Raw genomic sequence first — 17,377 nt, forward strand, 5'->3', positions numbered from 1 at the left:
TTTGGGAGAGGGCTAGGGTGAGGGTTCTATGTTATTAAATATTTTTCTATTGCCTGCCGATTATTCGGTGATTTAGTGAGTTCGGCAGCTTGTTTAGGTTCTAACCATTGATAAGCAAGATGTTCCGTTAATTGGGGAACTCGCTCATCTGGTAGCGCCAACAAAAACCAATGCTCTTTGCAATGGGTCACATTCGGGGCATATTTATACCGAAAATGCGGGAAAATTTCAAATGTTATCCATTCGTTGCAGTCAAAAAGTGCTAAATTTTCCGCTTTGATGTCAATGCCTGTTTCTTCTAATACTTCTCGAATAGCCGTTTGTTCGGGCGTTTCGTTCTCTGCTAAAGATCCTGTTACCGATTGCCAAAAATCAGGATCGTCTTGGCGTTGGAGCATTAAGACCTTGCCTGTATTTTGGGCGTAGATGACTACTAAAACGGAAATAGGATTTTTGTATGGCATAAAAAAATTAATTACCCAACCAATAACCAAACAAACCAGCCGCTAAAATCCACCCACAGGATGATTTATTAGATTTATTTGTAGTTTGAGTAGTTTCTAGCCATTCATTAAAAGCATCTACTTCTTTCTCTGCATCAATATTAATCAGGGGATTATTATCATCTATTTCTAAATTTCTAAGAATCTTTTTTAAATTCCGAGATAATTCTCTCATCGGCTTTTCTAAAATGGCAGAGAACAAGATCTGTCCCGTTTCTAACCCAATAGGGAAAGGGGATTCCCAAAATTCTTTATAACCATTTGCCATACTTTGAGCCAGATGCTGTAAATCCCAAGCATCCAATTGAATATTGGGATCAGAAAGTTCATCAATCGCATCTGAATATTCTCTTGCACTCGCAATTGCACTGTCAATATCGTAATGAGGAATACCAATAGGTTCTGGACGGTTAAGCAATGCTTCATCCAAAATATCTATCACTGGTTGTAAATCATCAGAATTTAAATTAAATGTTGGCATATTCTTACCTATAACCAAATATCCAAAAACAATCCCACTCTATTTGTGGGATTGTTTTAATTAAAATCTACTCCGCTTTCACCACACTCACAGCCAATTCCGCCAACGCCTGCGGATTCGCAAAACTCGGGGCATCCGTCATCAAGCACGCTGCTGCGGTGGTTTTCGGGAATGCAATCACATCACGGATATTTTCGGTTCCTGTCAACAACATCGTTAAACGGTCTAAACCGAATGCTAATCCTGCGTGTGGTGGGGTGCCAAATTTTAACGCATCTAATAAGAAACCAAATTTTTCACGTTGATCTTGTTCGTTAATGCCCAAAATACGGAATACGGTTTGTTGCATTTTCGGGTCGAAAATACGCACCGAGCCACCGCCTACTTCGTAACCGTTGATCACCATATCATAGGCGTTTGCTACGGCACTGGTTGGATCGGCCTCAAGTTGTTCTGGGCTGAAATCTTTTGGTGAGGTGAATGGATGGTGCATGGCGGCTAAATTGCCCTCTTCATCCCGTTCAAACATTGGGAAATCAATCACCCAAAGCGGTTGCCATTCGTTTAGGCGAGTTAAGCCGAGATCACGACCGAGTTTTAAGCGTAATGCACCCAATGCGTCGGTGGTAGTTTGCCATTTGTCGGCACCGAAGAAGATAATATCACCCGTTTCGGCTTTCACACGATCTAAAATCGCTTTTAATACCTCTTCCGATAAGAATTTCGCAATCGGGCTTTGCACGCCGTCTAGTCCTGCGTTAATGTCATTGACTTTTAACCACGCCAAGCCTTTCGCACCATAAATACCGACAAATTGAGTATATTCATCAATTTGTTTGCGAGTAATGGTTGAGCCGTTTGGTACACGAATCGCTGCCACTCGTCCGCCTTTATCGTTGGCTGGGGTTTTAAATACGCTAAATTCCACATCACGCACAAGGTCGGAAATAGTGACCATTTCTAACGGGTTACGCAAATCAGGTTTGTCTGAACCGAAACGTTCCATAGCCTCCTGCCACGTCATCACAGGGAATTTGCCTAAATCCACATTGATGGTGTTGAGCCATAAACCATGGATCAATTCTTCCATAATCGCACGCACTTCAGGGGCAGTTAAGAAACTGGTTTCCACATCGATTTGGGTAAATTCAGGTTGACGATCCGCACGCAAATCTTCATCACGGAAACATTTCACAATTTGATAATAGCGGTCAAAACCTGACATCATCAGTAACTGTTTGAATAATTGCGGTGATTGTGGCAACGCATAGAATTTGCCTTTATGCACACGGCTTGGTACGAGATAGTCTCTTGCACCCTCTGGCGTGGCTTTGGTCAACATTGGAGTTTCAATATCTAAGAAACCGTGTTCGTCCATAAAACGACGCACGAAACTGGTGATCTTGGCACGAGTTTTTAAACGTTCCGCCATTTCAGGTCGGCGTAAATCTAAATAACGGTATTTTAAGCGTTGTTCTTCGGTGTTATTTTGGTTGAAGTCTAACGGCAATACGTCTGATGCGTTATAAATAGACAACTCGTGAGCCAAAATTTCCACTTCGCCCGTTGCCATATTTTTGTTAATTTGATTATCAGGGCGAGCAATCACTTCACCTTTGATTTGAATACAAAATTCGTTACGCAGGCTGGCAGCTTGCTCTAAGGCTTGTGGATATTTCGGGTCAAAACAGACTTGCACAACGCCTTTCACATCACGCATATCAATAAAAATCAATCCACCTAAATCACGGCGTTTATTCACCCAACCGCTTAATGTCACTTGTTGTCCGATATTGTCACGGTTTAATGCACCGCAATAATGTGTACGCATCATATTCTGTTTTCCTTAAAATTATTTTTTAAACATAATCGGTAAATTATAGCTGAAAAAAAATAAAACTTCTTCTAAAAAATGAGAGTTTGTTGAGGTTTCATTTTACCCCCTATTTTGCCCCTCAAAAAACCAAATTTTGTGATCTTGATTCCAAAATTGAAATCAAACGCTTGTCGTCATTCTCGTTCATACATAATATCCAATGACGATAAACAACTAAATGGAGATAAGATGATTGAGCTATTAAATTTATTCAAACTACCCATCGAAAAAGAAACCCTAGAGTCTTGGATAAAGATTATAGAAGATATTGCAAAAGTTGCTATATTGGCTCTGCCTGTGGTAATATTCGGGCAAGGTGATAGCATATTTAAAGTATCTAGCAGTATTGGATTAGTAGTTATCATTTACTTTCTATTGCTAGCTGGGCGCTATATTCGCCAATATAAATTTCGTTTACAGGGGGAGTAATCTATGTGGCTAACGATTGGTATTTGGGTTCTCGCTTTTATGTCAATGGCGATATGTGGTTTTGCGATTTATGCCTTGAAATCATTGCCTGAGCAAAAAAATAAATAACATATGAATAAAGACCGAATTTTCTCCGCCCCCATTGAAAAACTAGGCGATTTTACCTTTGATGAAAACGTGGCGGAAGTGTTTCCTGATATGATTCAACGCTCCGTGCCGGGCTATTCTAATATCATTACAGCTATCGGCATGTTGGCAAATCGTTTTGTCACGGCGAATAGCCATGTCTATGATTTAGGTTGTTCTCGTGGCGCAGCGACACTTTCTGCTCGCCGAAATATTCAACAGCCAAACGTGAAAATTATCGGTGTGGATAATTCACAGCCGATGGTGGAACGTTGCCGTCAGCATATTCAAGCCTATCATAGCGAGATTCCAGTAGAAATTTTGTGTGATGATATTCGCAATATCAAGATTGAAAATGCTTCTATGGTGATTTTAAATTTCACCTTGCAATTTTTACCACCTGAAGATCGTCAAACCTTGTTGGAAAAAATCTATCAAGGCTTAAACCCAAATGGCGTGTTGGTGTTGTCAGAAAAATTTCGCTTTGAAGATGAAAACGTGGATAATTTGCTAATTGATTTACATCATCAATTTAAACGTGCCAACGGTTATAGCGAATTAGAAGTGAGCCAAAAACGCACCGCACTTGAAAATGTTATGCGACCTGATACGGTTAGCACCCATAAAGTGCGGTTAAAAAATATTGGATTTTCACAGGTGGAATTGTGGTTCCAGTGTTTTAATTTTGGTTCTATGGTGGCGGTGAAATAGTCCGCATACCAATAACCCCGTACTTACGTATGGGGCTAAGCATGGTTACGCCACGCCGTGGCTAATGCTAGAAAAATCGTAGCCTTGTACGTCACTGCAAGGCAAACAAAAACGCTGAATAATAACTTATTCAGCGTTTTTCTTCTTTATCGGCATTGACTATTTGTCAAATGAACCTTTGTCCTCGAGTTTTGTCACCACTTTGACACTAAGCCAAACGGTGGCTAAAACACCAATTACCCAAGCTGCATATACCATTGTAATTCTCCTTTTTAGTATGCTGTCGTTTTGTTTTCTTCGATGTATTTCGCATCGATACGACCGAACATTTTGTAGTATGACCAAATGGTGTAAGACAAGGCAATTACCACAAACACTAATGCAAAGTAGAACATTAAGGTTAAGGTTAAGTGACTTGATGTTGAATCCCACATCAATAAGCTCATATCAGGATGCGTAATGGATGGCATCACAAATGGGAACATAGACACACCACAGCTCACGATCACACCCAACATGGTTAATGATGAGAAGAAGAACGCAAAGCCAGAGCGGTTCGCTTTAGAGGCGGCGATATTTAATAACGCTCCAATCACTGCAATGGCAGGGAAAATATACAATACTGGTAAGTCATTGTAATTTCTGAACCATGCACCGGTTTCAAGCACCACGGTTTTGCCTAATGGTGAAGACACCGCATTGTGGTCAATCACGCTCGTTACAATGAAACCATCTTTGAATAATAACCATACACCTGCAAGCACGAATGTCACTAAGGTGGCGAAAGCCCCCACTTGTGATACGGCTCTTGCACGGTTGCGTAATTCGGCAGTGGTTTTCATTTGTAACCAAGCCGCCCCTTGTGTGGTTAACATAGATAAGCTAATTAAGCCACAAAGTAACGCAAATGGATTTAATAATTCAAAGAATCCGCCGGTGTATTTGATTTGCATAATGTCGTTGAATTCAAATGGCACGCCTTGTAATAAGTTACCAAAGGCCACACCGAACACTAATGACGGCACAAAACCACCAATGAATAACCCTGCATCCCATGCTTTACGCCACGTTGGATTATCGATTTTCGCACGATATTCTAAGCCCACAGGACGGAAGAATAAGGCAGCTAGAACCAAAATCATAGCAATATAAAAGCCTGAGAAAGACACGGCATAAACGATTGGCCATGCGGCGAACATTGCGCCCCCTGCGGTTAATAACCAGACTTGGTTACCGTCCCAGTGCGGTGCAATGGTGTTCAACATAACACGTTTTTCAACTTCTTTTTTACCGGTGAATGGTAATAAGGTTAATACGCCCATATCGAAACCGTCTGTGACACAGAAACCGATTAACAATACGAGGATAAGAATCCACCAAATAAAGCGTAGAATTTCATAATCAATCATCGTCTAACTCCTACTTATTTAGTTGATTGCTCAAAATAATAGCGACCTGTTTTTAATGCACTTGGGCCAAGACGACCATATTTGAACATTAAATACATTTCTGCGACTAAGAAAATAGTATAAAGCGCACAGATCAAGCCAATGGAGAACCAAAGATCACCCGTACCTAATGATGAGTTGGCCACACCAACAGGTAACACATCTTGAATCGCCCAAGGTTGACGACCATATTCGGCTAAGAACCAACCACATTCAATGGCAACCCATGGCAATGGTAAGCCCCATAATAAACCACGGAGCAATAAGCCACTTTTCTCGGTTTTATTACGCCATGCTTGAACAAAGGCACCTAAGATTAATAAACCAATCACACCCGCAAGACCTGACATCACACGGAATGACCAGAATAATGGGGTGACATTTGGAATACTGTCGGCAGCGGCTGCTCGGATTTGGCTTTCAGTGGCATCCACCACTTTATCGGTATAACGTTTTAATAATAAACCGAAACCTAAATCTTTACGCGCTTCTAAGAATTGTGCTTTGGTTGCTTCGTCAATTTGACCCGCTTTTTTCTGAGCACGCAATTCTTCTAATAAACCATAGGCAACAATACCGTTACGAACACGTTGTGTATTGGCTGCTTCTAAGTCAATTAAACCCGGATAAGTACCATCAAGTGAACGTGTTGCAATCATACCACCCATAAATGGAATTTTAATTTCGGCATCATTTTTACGTTCTGCTTGATTTGGAATCGCAAACAATGTCCAAGAGGCTGGCGCAGGTTGTGTATGCCATTCCCCTTCCATTGCCGCAAATTTTACCGGTTGATCGGTTACTGTTTGATAAGCGGATTCATCACCCATAATAATGGTGCTACCTGTGGCCACTAAACCAAAGGTCGCCGCAATCGCAAAAGAACGTTTAGCGAAGGCTAAATCACGGCCTTTTAAGATATAGAATGCGCTGATCGCTAACACAAACATGGCACCCGCTACATAACCAGATGATAAGGTATGTAACAATTTATGTTGTGCTGCTGGGTTTAACCATAAATCTAAGAAACTGGTCATTTCCATCCGCATGGTTTCAAAATTAAATTCTGAACCTGCAGGGAATTGCATCCAGCCATTTGCCACTAAAATCCACATAGCAGAAAGGTTTGAACCAAATGCGACGCAGTAAGTAGAAATTAAATGTTGTTTTTTAGATAAGCGATCCCAACCAAAGAGGAACAAGCCCACAAATGTTGACTCTAGGAAGAAAGCTAACAAGGCTTCGATAGCTAAAGGAGCCCCGAAGATGTCACCTACATAATGAGAATAATATGACCAGTTAGTACCAAATTGGAATTCCATGGTGATACCAGTTGTTACCCCTAAGGCGAAGTTAATGGCAAATAACTTACCCCAGAATTTAGTCATATCTTTATAAACTTCTTTGCCTGTCGCCACATAAGCGGTTTCCATAATTACAAGAATAAAGGAAAGGCCCAATGTTAACGGAACAAACAAGAAGTGATATAACGCAGTTAACGCAAACTGCAAACGAGATAGTTCAACAACGTCTAACATCTCACAACTCCTTGTAAATATGCTACAAGATTATATTTCGATTATCGTCCAAAAACGTAATCACCCCGATTTTCTCTTAATGCACTACACATCAAAAGTAACCTTTTATACAAATTATTTAACAATCTTTATTCATTTAATAAATAATAGATTAGCCAAATAATCCAAGATCGGGGCTATTCTACTACTTTTTATGCGGATAAAAAACAGAAAAAATGTTAACTAGATCACATTTCTAGATCTAAATCAAAAAAATCGTAAATTTATTTGCTTTGTCACATTTGATCTGTCGCAAAATTAAATATTTATTAACAAACATTTAACATTTCAACGTTATTCTCCCCCTTTATTCATATTCAAGATTGCCCCTAAAGAAATATCACTCATGACAAAAAAATATAGACATTTAATTTAATCTCTGGTATTTTCTCCAAAATCGTGGGAATTGTGTACTAAATTTACTCCCATTCTACGCAATGAATCTAAGGATAAAAAATAGTATGATGAAAACAACAACCAAATTCACAACGCTGTGCTTAACCGTGGCACTCTCGTTACTTGCCAGTTTGTCTGTCGCTGCCACAGACAGCGTAAAAATGCCTGAACAATGTGAAAAATTGTTCAACGAGGCCGAAAAATTATTTGTTGAGGCGCAAAATAGCCCCGGCACGCACACACAACTGAACAACATTCAAAACAAGTTAAATCAAAGTAAAAAACAAATTCTAGAAATGGAAGTGGCAACCCAAATTAAAAGTTGCGATCAAGGTTTAGCCAAACTGAGCCAACTACACAAACCAACTGAAGATCAAGCAAACTAATCTGATCAATTCCCTCTCCCTTTGGGAGAGGGCTAGGGTGAGGGTAAAAAATGTAATAGAACCCCCTCACCCCAACCCTCTCCCAAAGGGAGAGGGAGCAAATCGTGGAAAAATACCATTATGCTCTCGACCACCACAACTCAAACCAAACTTCAAGACCTTATCCAAACCCACTTCCCTGAAAAAACGCTCGCAAAAAATACCGCACTTTTAGACAAATTAAACCATGCAGTCGCCATGTCAGACTTCGTCTTTGAAGTCTTTAAAAAACAACCGCACTTTTTAGCAAAATGTTTAGACGTCTTACCCGAACTACCTGATGGGGAACAGTATTTTACTCGATTACATCATGAGTTAAATCAAATAGATAACGAAGAACAATTTTACAAAACGCTGCGCCAATTCCGCAACCGAGAAATGTCCATTTTGAGCATTTGTCAAAGCCTAAATGTAGGCACCGTAGAACAAGTTTTTATCCGTTTATCACAATTAGCCGAAAGCCTGATTATTGGGGCAAGAGATTGGCTGTATCAACAAGCCTGTCAAGAAATGGGCACGCCTTGTGATGAACAAGGCAATCCGCAGCAACTGTATATTTTAGGCATGGGCAAGTTGGGCGGATTTGAGCTGAATTTTTCCTCTGATATTGATTTAATTTTTACTTATCCCGCCGTAGGTGAAACCGTCGGCGGACGCAAATCCATTGATAATCAAAAATTTTTCGTGCGACTGGGACAACGTTTAGTCAATGCCTTAGATCAATTTACCGCCGACGGTTTTGTGTATCGCACCGATATGCGACTTCGCCCTTTTGGCGACAGTGGAGCCTTAGCGTTAAGTTTTGCCGCCATGGAAACCTATTATCAAGAACAAGGGCGAGATTGGGAACGTTATGCCATGATTAAAGGGCGAATTTTGGGTTATGATCCACAAGATCCGAACGTAATAGCCCTACGCCAACTGCTCCGCCCTTTTGTCTATCGCCGTTATATTGATTTCAGCGTAATTCAATCTTTGCGTGACATGAAAGGCAAGATTGAGCGAGAAGTCCGCCGTCGTGGTTTAGTGGATAATATTAAATTGGGGGCCGGTGGCATTCGTGAAGTGGAATTTATTGTGCAAGTATTCCAATTAATTCGGGGCGGACGAGAAATCAGCTTGCAACAACATTCGCTGCTTAACCTGTTGCCAGAGTTAGAAAAATTAGGCTTATTACCACCTGAACAACGCCACGATCTGACGCAAGCCTATTTGTTTTTACGCCGTGCGGAAAATGTGTTACAGGCCATTAATGACAAGCAAACCCAACTATTGCCGACGGATCCACAGGATCAAGCACGTTTAGTGACCGCTTGTGCCGAATTTACCCAGTTGAACGCCGAACATCATCCCGAAACTGTGCGTTATCCAATTCAAGATTGGGACAGTTTTTATGCCGTATTACAACAACATCAACAAAAAGTGCGGTGCGTTTTTGATGAATTAATTGGCGATGAAAAAGAAAAAAGTGAACGTCAGATGGATAACGGCTGGCAAGATTTGCTGGAAATGAATGAGGCGGAAATAGAACAATTCCTCACTGAACAGCACATTTCCGAAACCCATTTTGATGAAATCTTAGATCATTTACACAAATTCCGTCACGAGCTAGAACACCGTGTCATTGGCCATCGTGGGCAAGAAACCCTAAATCAATTACTGCCCCAATTATTCAGCCAAATTTTTAGCCATTCCGCTTATTTAACCCTGTTGCCACGCATGTTAAATATCGTGCAACAAATACTCTCTCGCACCACCTATTTAGAGCTGTTAGTAGAAAATCCGCAGGTACTGACCCAATTACTATCGCTCTGTTCACAATCCAAAATGATCGCCGAACAAGTGGCTCGTCACCCGATTTTGTTGGATGAACTATTAGATCAAAAAAGCCTACAAAATCCACCGCACTTTGAGCAATATCCTGCGGAATTGCAACAATATTTGTTGCGTTTACCGCCTGATGACGAAGAACAAATTTTATACGCTTTACGTCAATTTAAACAAATTACCCTACTCCGCATTGCTGCTGCCGATATCCTTGGCGTGTTGCCGATTATGAAAGTCAGCGATCACCTCACCTATTTAGCCGAAGCCATTATTGCCGCCGTGGTGAATTTAGCCTGGCAACAAGTCACCGCTCGCTTTGGCACGCCTCCCAATTTAACCGACAACGAAAAAGGCTTTGTGGTGGTGGGTTACGGCAAACTCGGGGGCATTGAGTTAGGCTACAAATCTGATTTAGATTTGGTATTCCTATATGACGGCGTGCAAGGGCAAACGGAGGGCGGTAAAAAATCTGTGGATAATTTTCAATTTTATCTTCGCCTTGCGCAAAAAATCGTCAGTATTTTTAGTATGAACACCAGTGCTGGCGTGCTGTATGAGGTGGATTTACGCTTGCGACCATCAGGCGAGGCGGGCTTATTGTGCAATTCTTTTGAGGCCTTTAAACAGTACCAACAAAATGAGGCGTGGACGTGGGAACATCAATCGCTCGTACGCACCCGAGCCGTGTATGGTGAGCCGAAATTACGCCAACAATTTGAACAAATTCGCACAGAAATTTTATCCACACCACGAGATTTAGCAAAATTAAAAACAGACGTCTTGGCAATGCGTGATAAAATGTACCAACATTTGGCCAATGCGGATCCCGAAAAATTTAGCATTAAAACCGATCAAGGTGGCATTACGGACATTGAATTTATCGCCCAATATTTGGTGCTTGCCAATGCCCCAAACAACGCCAAGTTAGCCTATTGGTCAGATAATGTGCGAATTTTTGACAACATGGCAGAATTTCAAGTGATAAATGTAGATACTGCCGAACAGCTTAAAGATTGCTACACGAGCTTACGCAACCGTATTCATCAACTTAATTTACTGGGTGAAAAAACCATTGTAGATACCTGTGAATTTAGTGAAGTGCGGTTATTTATTCAGCAAATTTGGAAAGAACTTTTTAATGACAACCATTGATATTGAAATCGCCTACGCCTACCCCAAATCCTATTTCTTAAAAAAATTACAGGTAGAACAAGGCACTACGGTACAAGCCGCCATTTTGCAATCGGGTATTTTGCAACAATACACCGACATTGATTTGCGTGAAAACAAAGTCGGCGTATTCGCTCGCCCCGTGAAACTCACCGATCCTGTTAACAGCGGAGATCGCATTGAAATCTACCGCCCGTTACTCGCCGACCCGAAAGAAATTCGTCGTAAACGGGCGGAAGAACAGGAGAGAGAGGCGGCGGAGAAGAAAAAGTTAGAGAAAATAAAAAACGAGGGCTGTTAACATGTTAGTTAACCCTCAGTTTTGCCCCATCAAAAACGAATTTTTGTGATCTTGATTCCAAAATTGAACTCAACATCTTGAGCAATATTAACCATGCAGTAATATTCAAGTGTTATCAATAACAAAAGGATATTATTATGCAAGCACATTCTCGTTACATTGATCTGACCACCGATTACGGCTTTAAACGTATTTTTGGTAGAGAAACTGACAAAGATCTATTGATTGATTTTTTGAATGATTTATTCCAAGGGCGGAAAGTCATTAAAGATTTGGTTTACAACAAAAACGAACACCAAGGTGATACGGACAAATTCGGTACCGTCATTTTCGATTTAACCTGTACAGCAGATGACGATAGCCAATTTATTATTGAAGTACAACGTAGCCATCAAGACAACTTCAAACAACGAACCATTTATTACGGCAGTAAACTTATCGCCGACCAAGCCCCCAAAGGCGATAGAAATACGTGGGGCTACGCCATTACAGAAACCTATGTTATCGCCATTATGGACGGTTTTCGTTTTTCTGATACACAAAATTATTTGCACGATATTTGCCTTTGTCACAGGCAGACAGGCGAGATCTTTTATGATAGACTAGGTTTCATCTATATTGAATTATTGAATTTCAACAAGAGTGAGAAAGCGCTAGAAAGTGATTTAGATAAATGGTTATATATATTAAAAAACATGGCCAAACTAGACAAACTGTCGCCATTTTTACGCAAACCCATTTTTGAAAAATTATTTAAAATCGCCGAATACACCAAACTCAATAAAGAGGAAAAAGAAATGTATGATGTCAGCTTAAAACGTAAATGGGACGAACATGCCGTACATGAGTACTGGAAAAAACAGGGATTACAAGAAGGCCGCTTGGAGGGACGCCTAGAAGGCCGCCTAGAAGGTCGCCTAGAAGGTCGCCTAGAAGGCCGCCTAGAGGGACGTTTGGAAACCTTAAAAGAAAGCGCCTTAAACATGCTTGAACGTGGTTTTGATATACAAACTATTTCCGACGTTATTCATCTGCCCATTGATGAAATCAAGAAACTACGCAATTAAATATAAACTCAAAAAAGACCGCAGTCGTGACTGTGGTTTTTGTCCATTTTAGCTAATCATATAGAACTGTGAAAACCTTAAAGAATCACATAAGGATAAAAAATGACGCATTACTGCTTACCCGAACATATCACCCCTGAAATTTTCCTACGAGATTATTGGCAGAAAAAACCGTTGATTATTCGTCATGGTTTGCCGCAAATTGTGGGGCAATTTGAACCCGACGATATTATTGAATTGGCTCAAAACGAAGATGTGACGGCTCGTTTGGTGAAAACTTATGCGGATGATGATTGGAAAGTGAGTTTTAGCCCGTTAAGCGAACAAGATTTTGAAGACTTGCCAGAACGTTGGTCAGTGTTGGTACAAAATTTAGAGCAATGGTCTACGGAACTGGGCGATCTTTGGCATGCCTTTGGGTTTATTCCACAATGGCAACGGGATGATATTATGGTATCTTACGCCCCGAAAGGTGGTTCGGTGGGTAAACATTATGATGAATATGATGTATTTCTGGTGCAAGGCTACGGGCAACGCCGTTGGCAGTTGGGCAAATGGTGTGATCCGAGCACCGAATTTAAGCCGAATCAGCCGATCCGTATTTTTGATGATATGGGTGAATTGGTGATTGATGAAGTCATGAATCCGGGCGATATTCTTTATGTTCCCGCCAGAATGTCCCATTACGGCGTGGCAGAAAGTGATTGCTTAACCTTTTCTTTTGGGCTACGTTACCCGAATTTGAGCGATATTTTAGAGAATGTGAACAAAGGATTTTGCCATAAAAATCCTGATATTGATTTGTCTGCGTTTTTATTGCCATTACGTTTAGAACAAACCCCACAAGCTACAGGCAAACTGGGGCAACCCGAAATTCAAGCCATTAAAAACCAGTTAATTGAAAAATTAGCGCAATCTTCGGAATTTGATCGCCTATTCCAACAGGCGCTCGCTCAAACCGTCACATCACGCCGTTATGAAATGTTGGTGTCTGATGATATGGCTGATCCTGATGAAATTCTAGAATTATTGCAACAAGAAAGTGCGGTGATTTCTCAAGATAATAATTGCAAATTGGCGTATTTGGAACAACCTGAATTAGAAATTTACGCCAATGGCGAATGGTTAGATGAATTAAATCCGTTGGAAAAAGCCATTTTAAAAGCCCTTGCAGATGGTGAACACCTTGATTTATCCGCCATTCAGCAATTAACCAGTGGCGATATTGATATGGATTTGTTGATAGACAGTATTTGTAACTGGGTGGATGATGGCTGGGTCGTCATTGAGTAAGATAAACAGAACCCCGATATATATCGGGGGTCTTTGTCTTTATTGATAGAAACTGGTTATTCCCATTCTATCGTAGCAGGTGGCTTGCCACTCACATCATACACCACCCTTGAAATTCCACTCACTTCATTAATAATCCGATTGGAGATTTTGCCAAGTAAATCATAAGGTAAATGCGCCCAATGTGCGGTCATAAAATCAATCGTTTCGACGGCACGCAAGGAAACAACCCAATCATATTTACGTCCATCCCCCATCACGCCGACGGATTTCACCGGCAAGAATACGGTAAAGGCTTGGCTGACTTTGTAATACCAGCCTGAATTGTAAAGTTCTTCAATAAAGATTGCGTCGGCTTTACGTAACAAATCGCAGTATTCTTTTTTGATTTCGCCTAGCACACGCACGCCTAAACCGGGACCTGGGAATGGGTGGCGATTTAACATTTCGGCCGGCAAGCCTAAGGCTAAACCGATTTTACGCACTTCGTCTTTAAATAATTCACGCAATGGCTCCACTAAACCAAGTTTCATATAATCCGGTAAACCGCCTACATTATGGTGAGATTTGATGACATGGGCTTTGCCTGTTTTGCTGGCTGCCGATTCAATTACATCAGGGTAGATTGTGCCTTGTGCCAACCATTTCACGTTGGTTTGTTTGTGGGATTCTTCATCAAACACGTCCACAAACACTTTACCGATAATTTTGCGTTTTTTCTCGGGATCATTTTCACCTTTTAAGGCGTCTAAAAAACGATCTTCGGCATTAACACGGATAATATTTAAGCCGAATTTATCGCCAAACATTTCCATCACTTGATCGCCCTCATTTAGGCGTAACAAACCATTATCCACAAATACGCAATGTAAATTTTTACCAATGGCACGGTGTAATAACAAGGCAGTAACGGAAGAATCCACCCCACCAGACAAGCCTAAAATAACTTCATCATCCCCCACTTGGGCTTTAATGCGAGCCACGGCATCTTCAATAATATTTTCCGCCGTCCATTTGGTTTCGCAACCACAAATATTCACCACAAAATTGGTTAATAATGCCAATCCGCTTTTCGTGTGGGTAACTTCGGGGTGAAATTGCACGCCATAGAAATGGCGTTTTTCGTCGGACATAGCCGCAATCGGACAAGTTGGCGTGGTGCCAGTCACTTGGAAATCGGTGGGTAAACGAGTCACTTTGTCGCCATGACTCATCCATACATCTAATTTAGGTTGCGAGGCATTGACATCATCATTTAATTGAGCGAATAATTGGCAAGTTGCCTGTAAATCCACTTGCGCATAACCAAATTCACGGTGATCGGAATTTTCGGTTAAACCGCCTAATTGCATTGCCATGGTTTGCATGCCGTAGCAAATGCCCAGTACTGGCACGCCTGCGGTAAACACATATTCTGGCGCACGGGGGCTGTTGTCCTCCGTGGTGCTTTCAGGACCACCTGATAAAATAATCCCCGTTGGGTTAAATTCACGGATTTGTGCTTCTGTGACATCCCACGCCCAAAGTTCGCAGTATACCCCAATTTCACGCACACGACGTGCGATTAATTGGGTATATTGTGAACCGAAATCTAAAATTAAAATTTTATGTTGGTGAATGTTGTTCATTTATATATTCCTAATAAATATAAATCATTTTCTAGAGCTTAAATAATTTCTTCTATATAATTGATAGTTTATTTTATGTAAAATTCTGAAAGATTCTATAATATTATTTGGTAAATTATCCCGAGATTTATTTAAATCAAAAATAACTTCAATAAGACCAAAATCAACAGAATAATTGTTATATTCGTCCATCAATACTATTTCTCTTATAACGTCATAGATAGCACTTTTAGATGAATTTTGATTGATTTCATTTTTGCCACTTACACAATGAGGACTAAATTTTACTTTACCTAAGGATTCAAGCTCAAAAAATAAATTCCAAAAGGAACTGGGCATTTTCTTTAATTCTTTTGGATCAAATATATCAACGCTTATATATATTTCATTCAAAAAGCGTCTTAAGTCATACTTAATATTTTGCTTTTTTGACAAGAAAGCAGTATTAGGATAAGGGCTACTATCACCTCGTCTATCTCCTGATGAAGGCAACAAAAAAGAATCTTTTCCTTTAAAGCTATCTAAAAACTCATCCACACAATACACTAAAAATTCTTGGCTACCCTCATATGTGAAATCTAACATATCACACTCTCCAATATAATATCAGTAAAATCTATCAAATCTCATAAAATTTCACCGCACTTTGGATTACCCCATGCGATAATTCGGCGCTTCTTTCGTAATCGTCACATCATGCACATGACTTTCTTTAATTCCTGCGCCACTGATTCGTACAAATTGTGCTTTGGTGCGAAGATCTTCAATGGTGGCAGAACCCGTTAAGCCCATGCAAGAACGTAATCCGCCCATTTGTTGATGGACAATTTCACGTAAATAACCTTTGTAAGGAATACGCCCCTCAATACCCTCTGGCACAAGTTTATCCGCGGCATTATCGGATTGGAAATAACGGTCTGAAGAGCCTTTTGCCATGGCGCCTAAGGATCCCATACCTCGATAAGATTTAAAAGAACGTCCTTGATAAAGTTCAATTTCGCCCGGTGCCTCTTCGGTTCCCGCAAACATGGACCCCACCATCACGCAGTTTGCCCCTGCTGCAATGGCTTTGGCAATGTCACCTGAAAAACGAATCCCCCCGTCAGCAATCACTGGAATACCACGTTCAGCCAGCGCAGCTGCGGCCTCGGCAATGGCGGTAATTTGCGGTACACCCACGCCAGTGACGATACGAGTGGTACAAATGGAACCGGGGCCAATCCCGACTTTTACGGCACTGGCGCCCGCGTCTGCTAAGGCTATGGCTCCCTCAGCCGTTGCAATATTGCCAGCCACAATTTGTAAATCGGGATATTTGGCTCGAGTTTCACGCACTCGTTGCAATACACCCTCAGAATGGCCATGGGAAGAATCAATTAATAACACATCTACGCCCGCTTGCACTAACGCCTCAATGCGTTCTTCATTGCCTGCACCGGCTCCGACAGCGGCTCCGACACGTAAACGACCAAATTCATCTTTACAAGCATTAGGGGTATTTTGCGCTTTTTGATAGTCTTTTAAGGTAATCATCCCTTTTAACTTCTCATTCGCATCTAATACCAACACTTTTTCCACACGATGTTGGTGCATTAAACCAAAGATTTCTTCACGTTTGGCGTTTTCTTTCACGGTAACAAGACGTTCTCTTGGCGTCATAAATTCTGCAATGGTTTTGCTATGATCTGAGACAAAACGTACATCACGGCCGGTGATAATACCGACCAATTCGCCGGCATGATCCACCACAGGGAAACTGGCAAAGCCATTTTTCTGGGTAATGTCGGCTAATTGTGCCAAGGTCATATCGGGTTGCACACAAACAGGTTCGGATACAATCCCGCTTTCAAATTTTTTCACTTTACGCACACGTTCCGCTTGGCGTTCAATAGACATATTTTTATGAATAAAACCAATTCCGCCCTCTTGCGCTAAGGAAATCGCTAATTTGGTTTCCGTCACGGTATCCATTGCCGCAGACAGCATTGGGATATTTAAGCGAATGGTTTTGGTTAATTGGGTGGACAAATCAGCGGTGTTGGGTAACACGGTGGAATGTGCGGGGACGAGTAAAACGTCATCAAAAGTTAAGGCTTCTTGCTTAATTCGTAACATTGCA

At 41.1% G+C, this 17,377-nt stretch carries 15 protein-coding genes; 7 read left to right on the forward strand and 8 right to left on the reverse strand.

What is annotated here, in order from left to right; translation table 11 throughout:
* Positions 1 to 26 precede the first annotated feature (26 nt).
* From nudB to aspS, 3 genes are all read right to left on the reverse strand, one after another.
* Positions 27 to 464 (reverse strand): dihydroneopterin triphosphate diphosphatase, encoded by a 438-nt coding sequence (gene nudB, locus ACTG7X_RS06350; RefSeq protein WP_439257686.1) that lies wholly within the window; start codon positions 462 to 464, stop codon positions 27 to 29.
* A 7-nt stretch (positions 465 to 471) separates the two neighbouring features.
* Complete coding sequence (locus ACTG7X_RS06355; protein ID WP_439257687.1) at positions 472 to 984, reverse strand: hypothetical protein; 513 nt, start codon at positions 982 to 984, stop codon at positions 472 to 474.
* 67 nt (positions 985 to 1,051) lie between these two features.
* Complete coding sequence (aspS, locus tag ACTG7X_RS06360; RefSeq protein WP_439257688.1) at positions 1,052 to 2,818, reverse strand: aspartate--tRNA ligase; 1,767 nt, start codon at positions 2,816 to 2,818, stop codon at positions 1,052 to 1,054.
* A 231-nt stretch (positions 2,819 to 3,049) separates the two neighbouring features.
* Here aspS and ACTG7X_RS06365 point away from each other — a divergent pair, with 231 nt between their 5' ends.
* On the forward strand, positions 3,050 to 3,289 hold the full coding sequence (locus ACTG7X_RS06365; RefSeq protein WP_439242259.1) for a hypothetical protein: 240 nt from the start codon (positions 3,050 to 3,052) through the stop codon (positions 3,287 to 3,289).
* Positions 3,290 to 3,400: 111 nt separating this feature from the next.
* The gene (cmoA, locus tag ACTG7X_RS06370) at positions 3,401 to 4,126 is read left to right on the forward strand and encodes a carboxy-S-adenosyl-L-methionine synthase CmoA (RefSeq protein WP_439257689.1); all 726 of its coding nucleotides are present in this window, start codon (positions 3,401 to 3,403) and stop codon (positions 4,124 to 4,126) included.
* Positions 4,127 to 4,398: 272 nt separating this feature from the next.
* On the opposite strand, the gene cydB is transcribed toward cmoA, so the two are convergent.
* Both cydB and ACTG7X_RS06380 read right to left on the reverse strand, forming a co-directional pair.
* Positions 4,399 to 5,535, reverse strand: coding sequence for a cytochrome d ubiquinol oxidase subunit II (gene cydB / locus ACTG7X_RS06375; RefSeq protein WP_439242263.1), 1,137 nt, complete (start codon positions 5,533 to 5,535; stop codon positions 4,399 to 4,401).
* A gap of 14 nt (positions 5,536 to 5,549) precedes the next feature.
* Positions 5,550 to 7,112, reverse strand: a complete 1,563-nt coding sequence (locus ACTG7X_RS06380) for a cytochrome ubiquinol oxidase subunit I (RefSeq protein ID WP_439257690.1) — start codon at positions 7,110 to 7,112, stop codon at positions 5,550 to 5,552.
* Positions 7,113 to 7,612: 500 nt separating this feature from the next.
* Here ACTG7X_RS06380 and ACTG7X_RS06385 point away from each other — a divergent pair, with 500 nt between their 5' ends.
* The 5 genes from ACTG7X_RS06385 to ACTG7X_RS06405 all read left to right on the forward strand — a co-directional run bounded on the left by ACTG7X_RS06385 (position 7,613) and on the right by ACTG7X_RS06405 (position 13,630).
* A complete protein-coding gene (locus ACTG7X_RS06385) occupies positions 7,613 to 7,933 on the forward strand; it encodes a DUF5339 domain-containing protein (protein WP_439257691.1) in 321 nt (106 codons plus the stop codon).
* Between the two features lie 120 nt (positions 7,934 to 8,053).
* Complete coding sequence (glnE, locus tag ACTG7X_RS06390; protein WP_439257692.1) at positions 8,054 to 10,951, forward strand: bifunctional [glutamate--ammonia ligase]-adenylyl-L-tyrosine phosphorylase/[glutamate--ammonia-ligase] adenylyltransferase; 2,898 nt, start codon at positions 8,054 to 8,056, stop codon at positions 10,949 to 10,951.
* The gene (locus tag ACTG7X_RS06395; RefSeq protein ID WP_439257693.1) at positions 10,938 to 11,270 is read left to right on the forward strand and encodes an RnfH family protein; all 333 of its coding nucleotides are present in this window, start codon (positions 10,938 to 10,940) and stop codon (positions 11,268 to 11,270) included. Before glnE ends, ACTG7X_RS06395 begins: the two co-directional genes overlap by 14 nt.
* Before the next feature lie 137 nt (positions 11,271 to 11,407).
* On the forward strand, positions 11,408 to 12,337 hold the full coding sequence (locus tag ACTG7X_RS06400; protein WP_439257694.1) for an Rpn family recombination-promoting nuclease/putative transposase: 930 nt from the start codon (positions 11,408 to 11,410) through the stop codon (positions 12,335 to 12,337).
* 102 nt (positions 12,338 to 12,439) lie between these two features.
* Positions 12,440 to 13,630 carry a ribosomal protein uL16 3-hydroxylase gene (locus ACTG7X_RS06405; RefSeq protein WP_439257695.1) on the forward strand — a complete coding sequence of 397 codons (1,191 nt, stop codon included), beginning with the start codon at positions 12,440 to 12,442 and terminating at the stop codon, positions 13,628 to 13,630.
* 56 nt (positions 13,631 to 13,686) lie between these two features.
* On the opposite strand, the gene guaA is transcribed toward ACTG7X_RS06405, so the two are convergent.
* The 3 genes from guaA to guaB all read right to left on the reverse strand — a co-directional run bounded on the left by guaA (position 13,687) and on the right by guaB (position 17,373).
* Positions 13,687 to 15,258: a glutamine-hydrolyzing GMP synthase gene (gene guaA, locus ACTG7X_RS06410; RefSeq protein ID WP_439257696.1), complete on the reverse strand. Its 1,572-nt coding sequence runs from the start codon at positions 15,256 to 15,258 to the stop codon at positions 13,687 to 13,689.
* 24 nt (positions 15,259 to 15,282) lie between these two features.
* Positions 15,283 to 15,843, reverse strand: coding sequence for a hypothetical protein (locus tag ACTG7X_RS06415; RefSeq protein WP_439257697.1), 561 nt, complete (start codon positions 15,841 to 15,843; stop codon positions 15,283 to 15,285).
* A gap of 66 nt (positions 15,844 to 15,909) precedes the next feature.
* On the reverse strand, positions 15,910 to 17,373 hold the full coding sequence (gene guaB / locus ACTG7X_RS06420) for an IMP dehydrogenase (RefSeq protein WP_439257698.1): 1,464 nt from the start codon (positions 17,371 to 17,373) through the stop codon (positions 15,910 to 15,912).
* Positions 17,374 to 17,377 lie beyond the last annotated feature (4 nt).

It is taken from the genome of Lonepinella sp. BR2271 (assembly GCF_051851515.1).
Classification (GTDB): Bacteria; Pseudomonadota; Gammaproteobacteria; order Enterobacterales; family Pasteurellaceae; genus Lonepinella.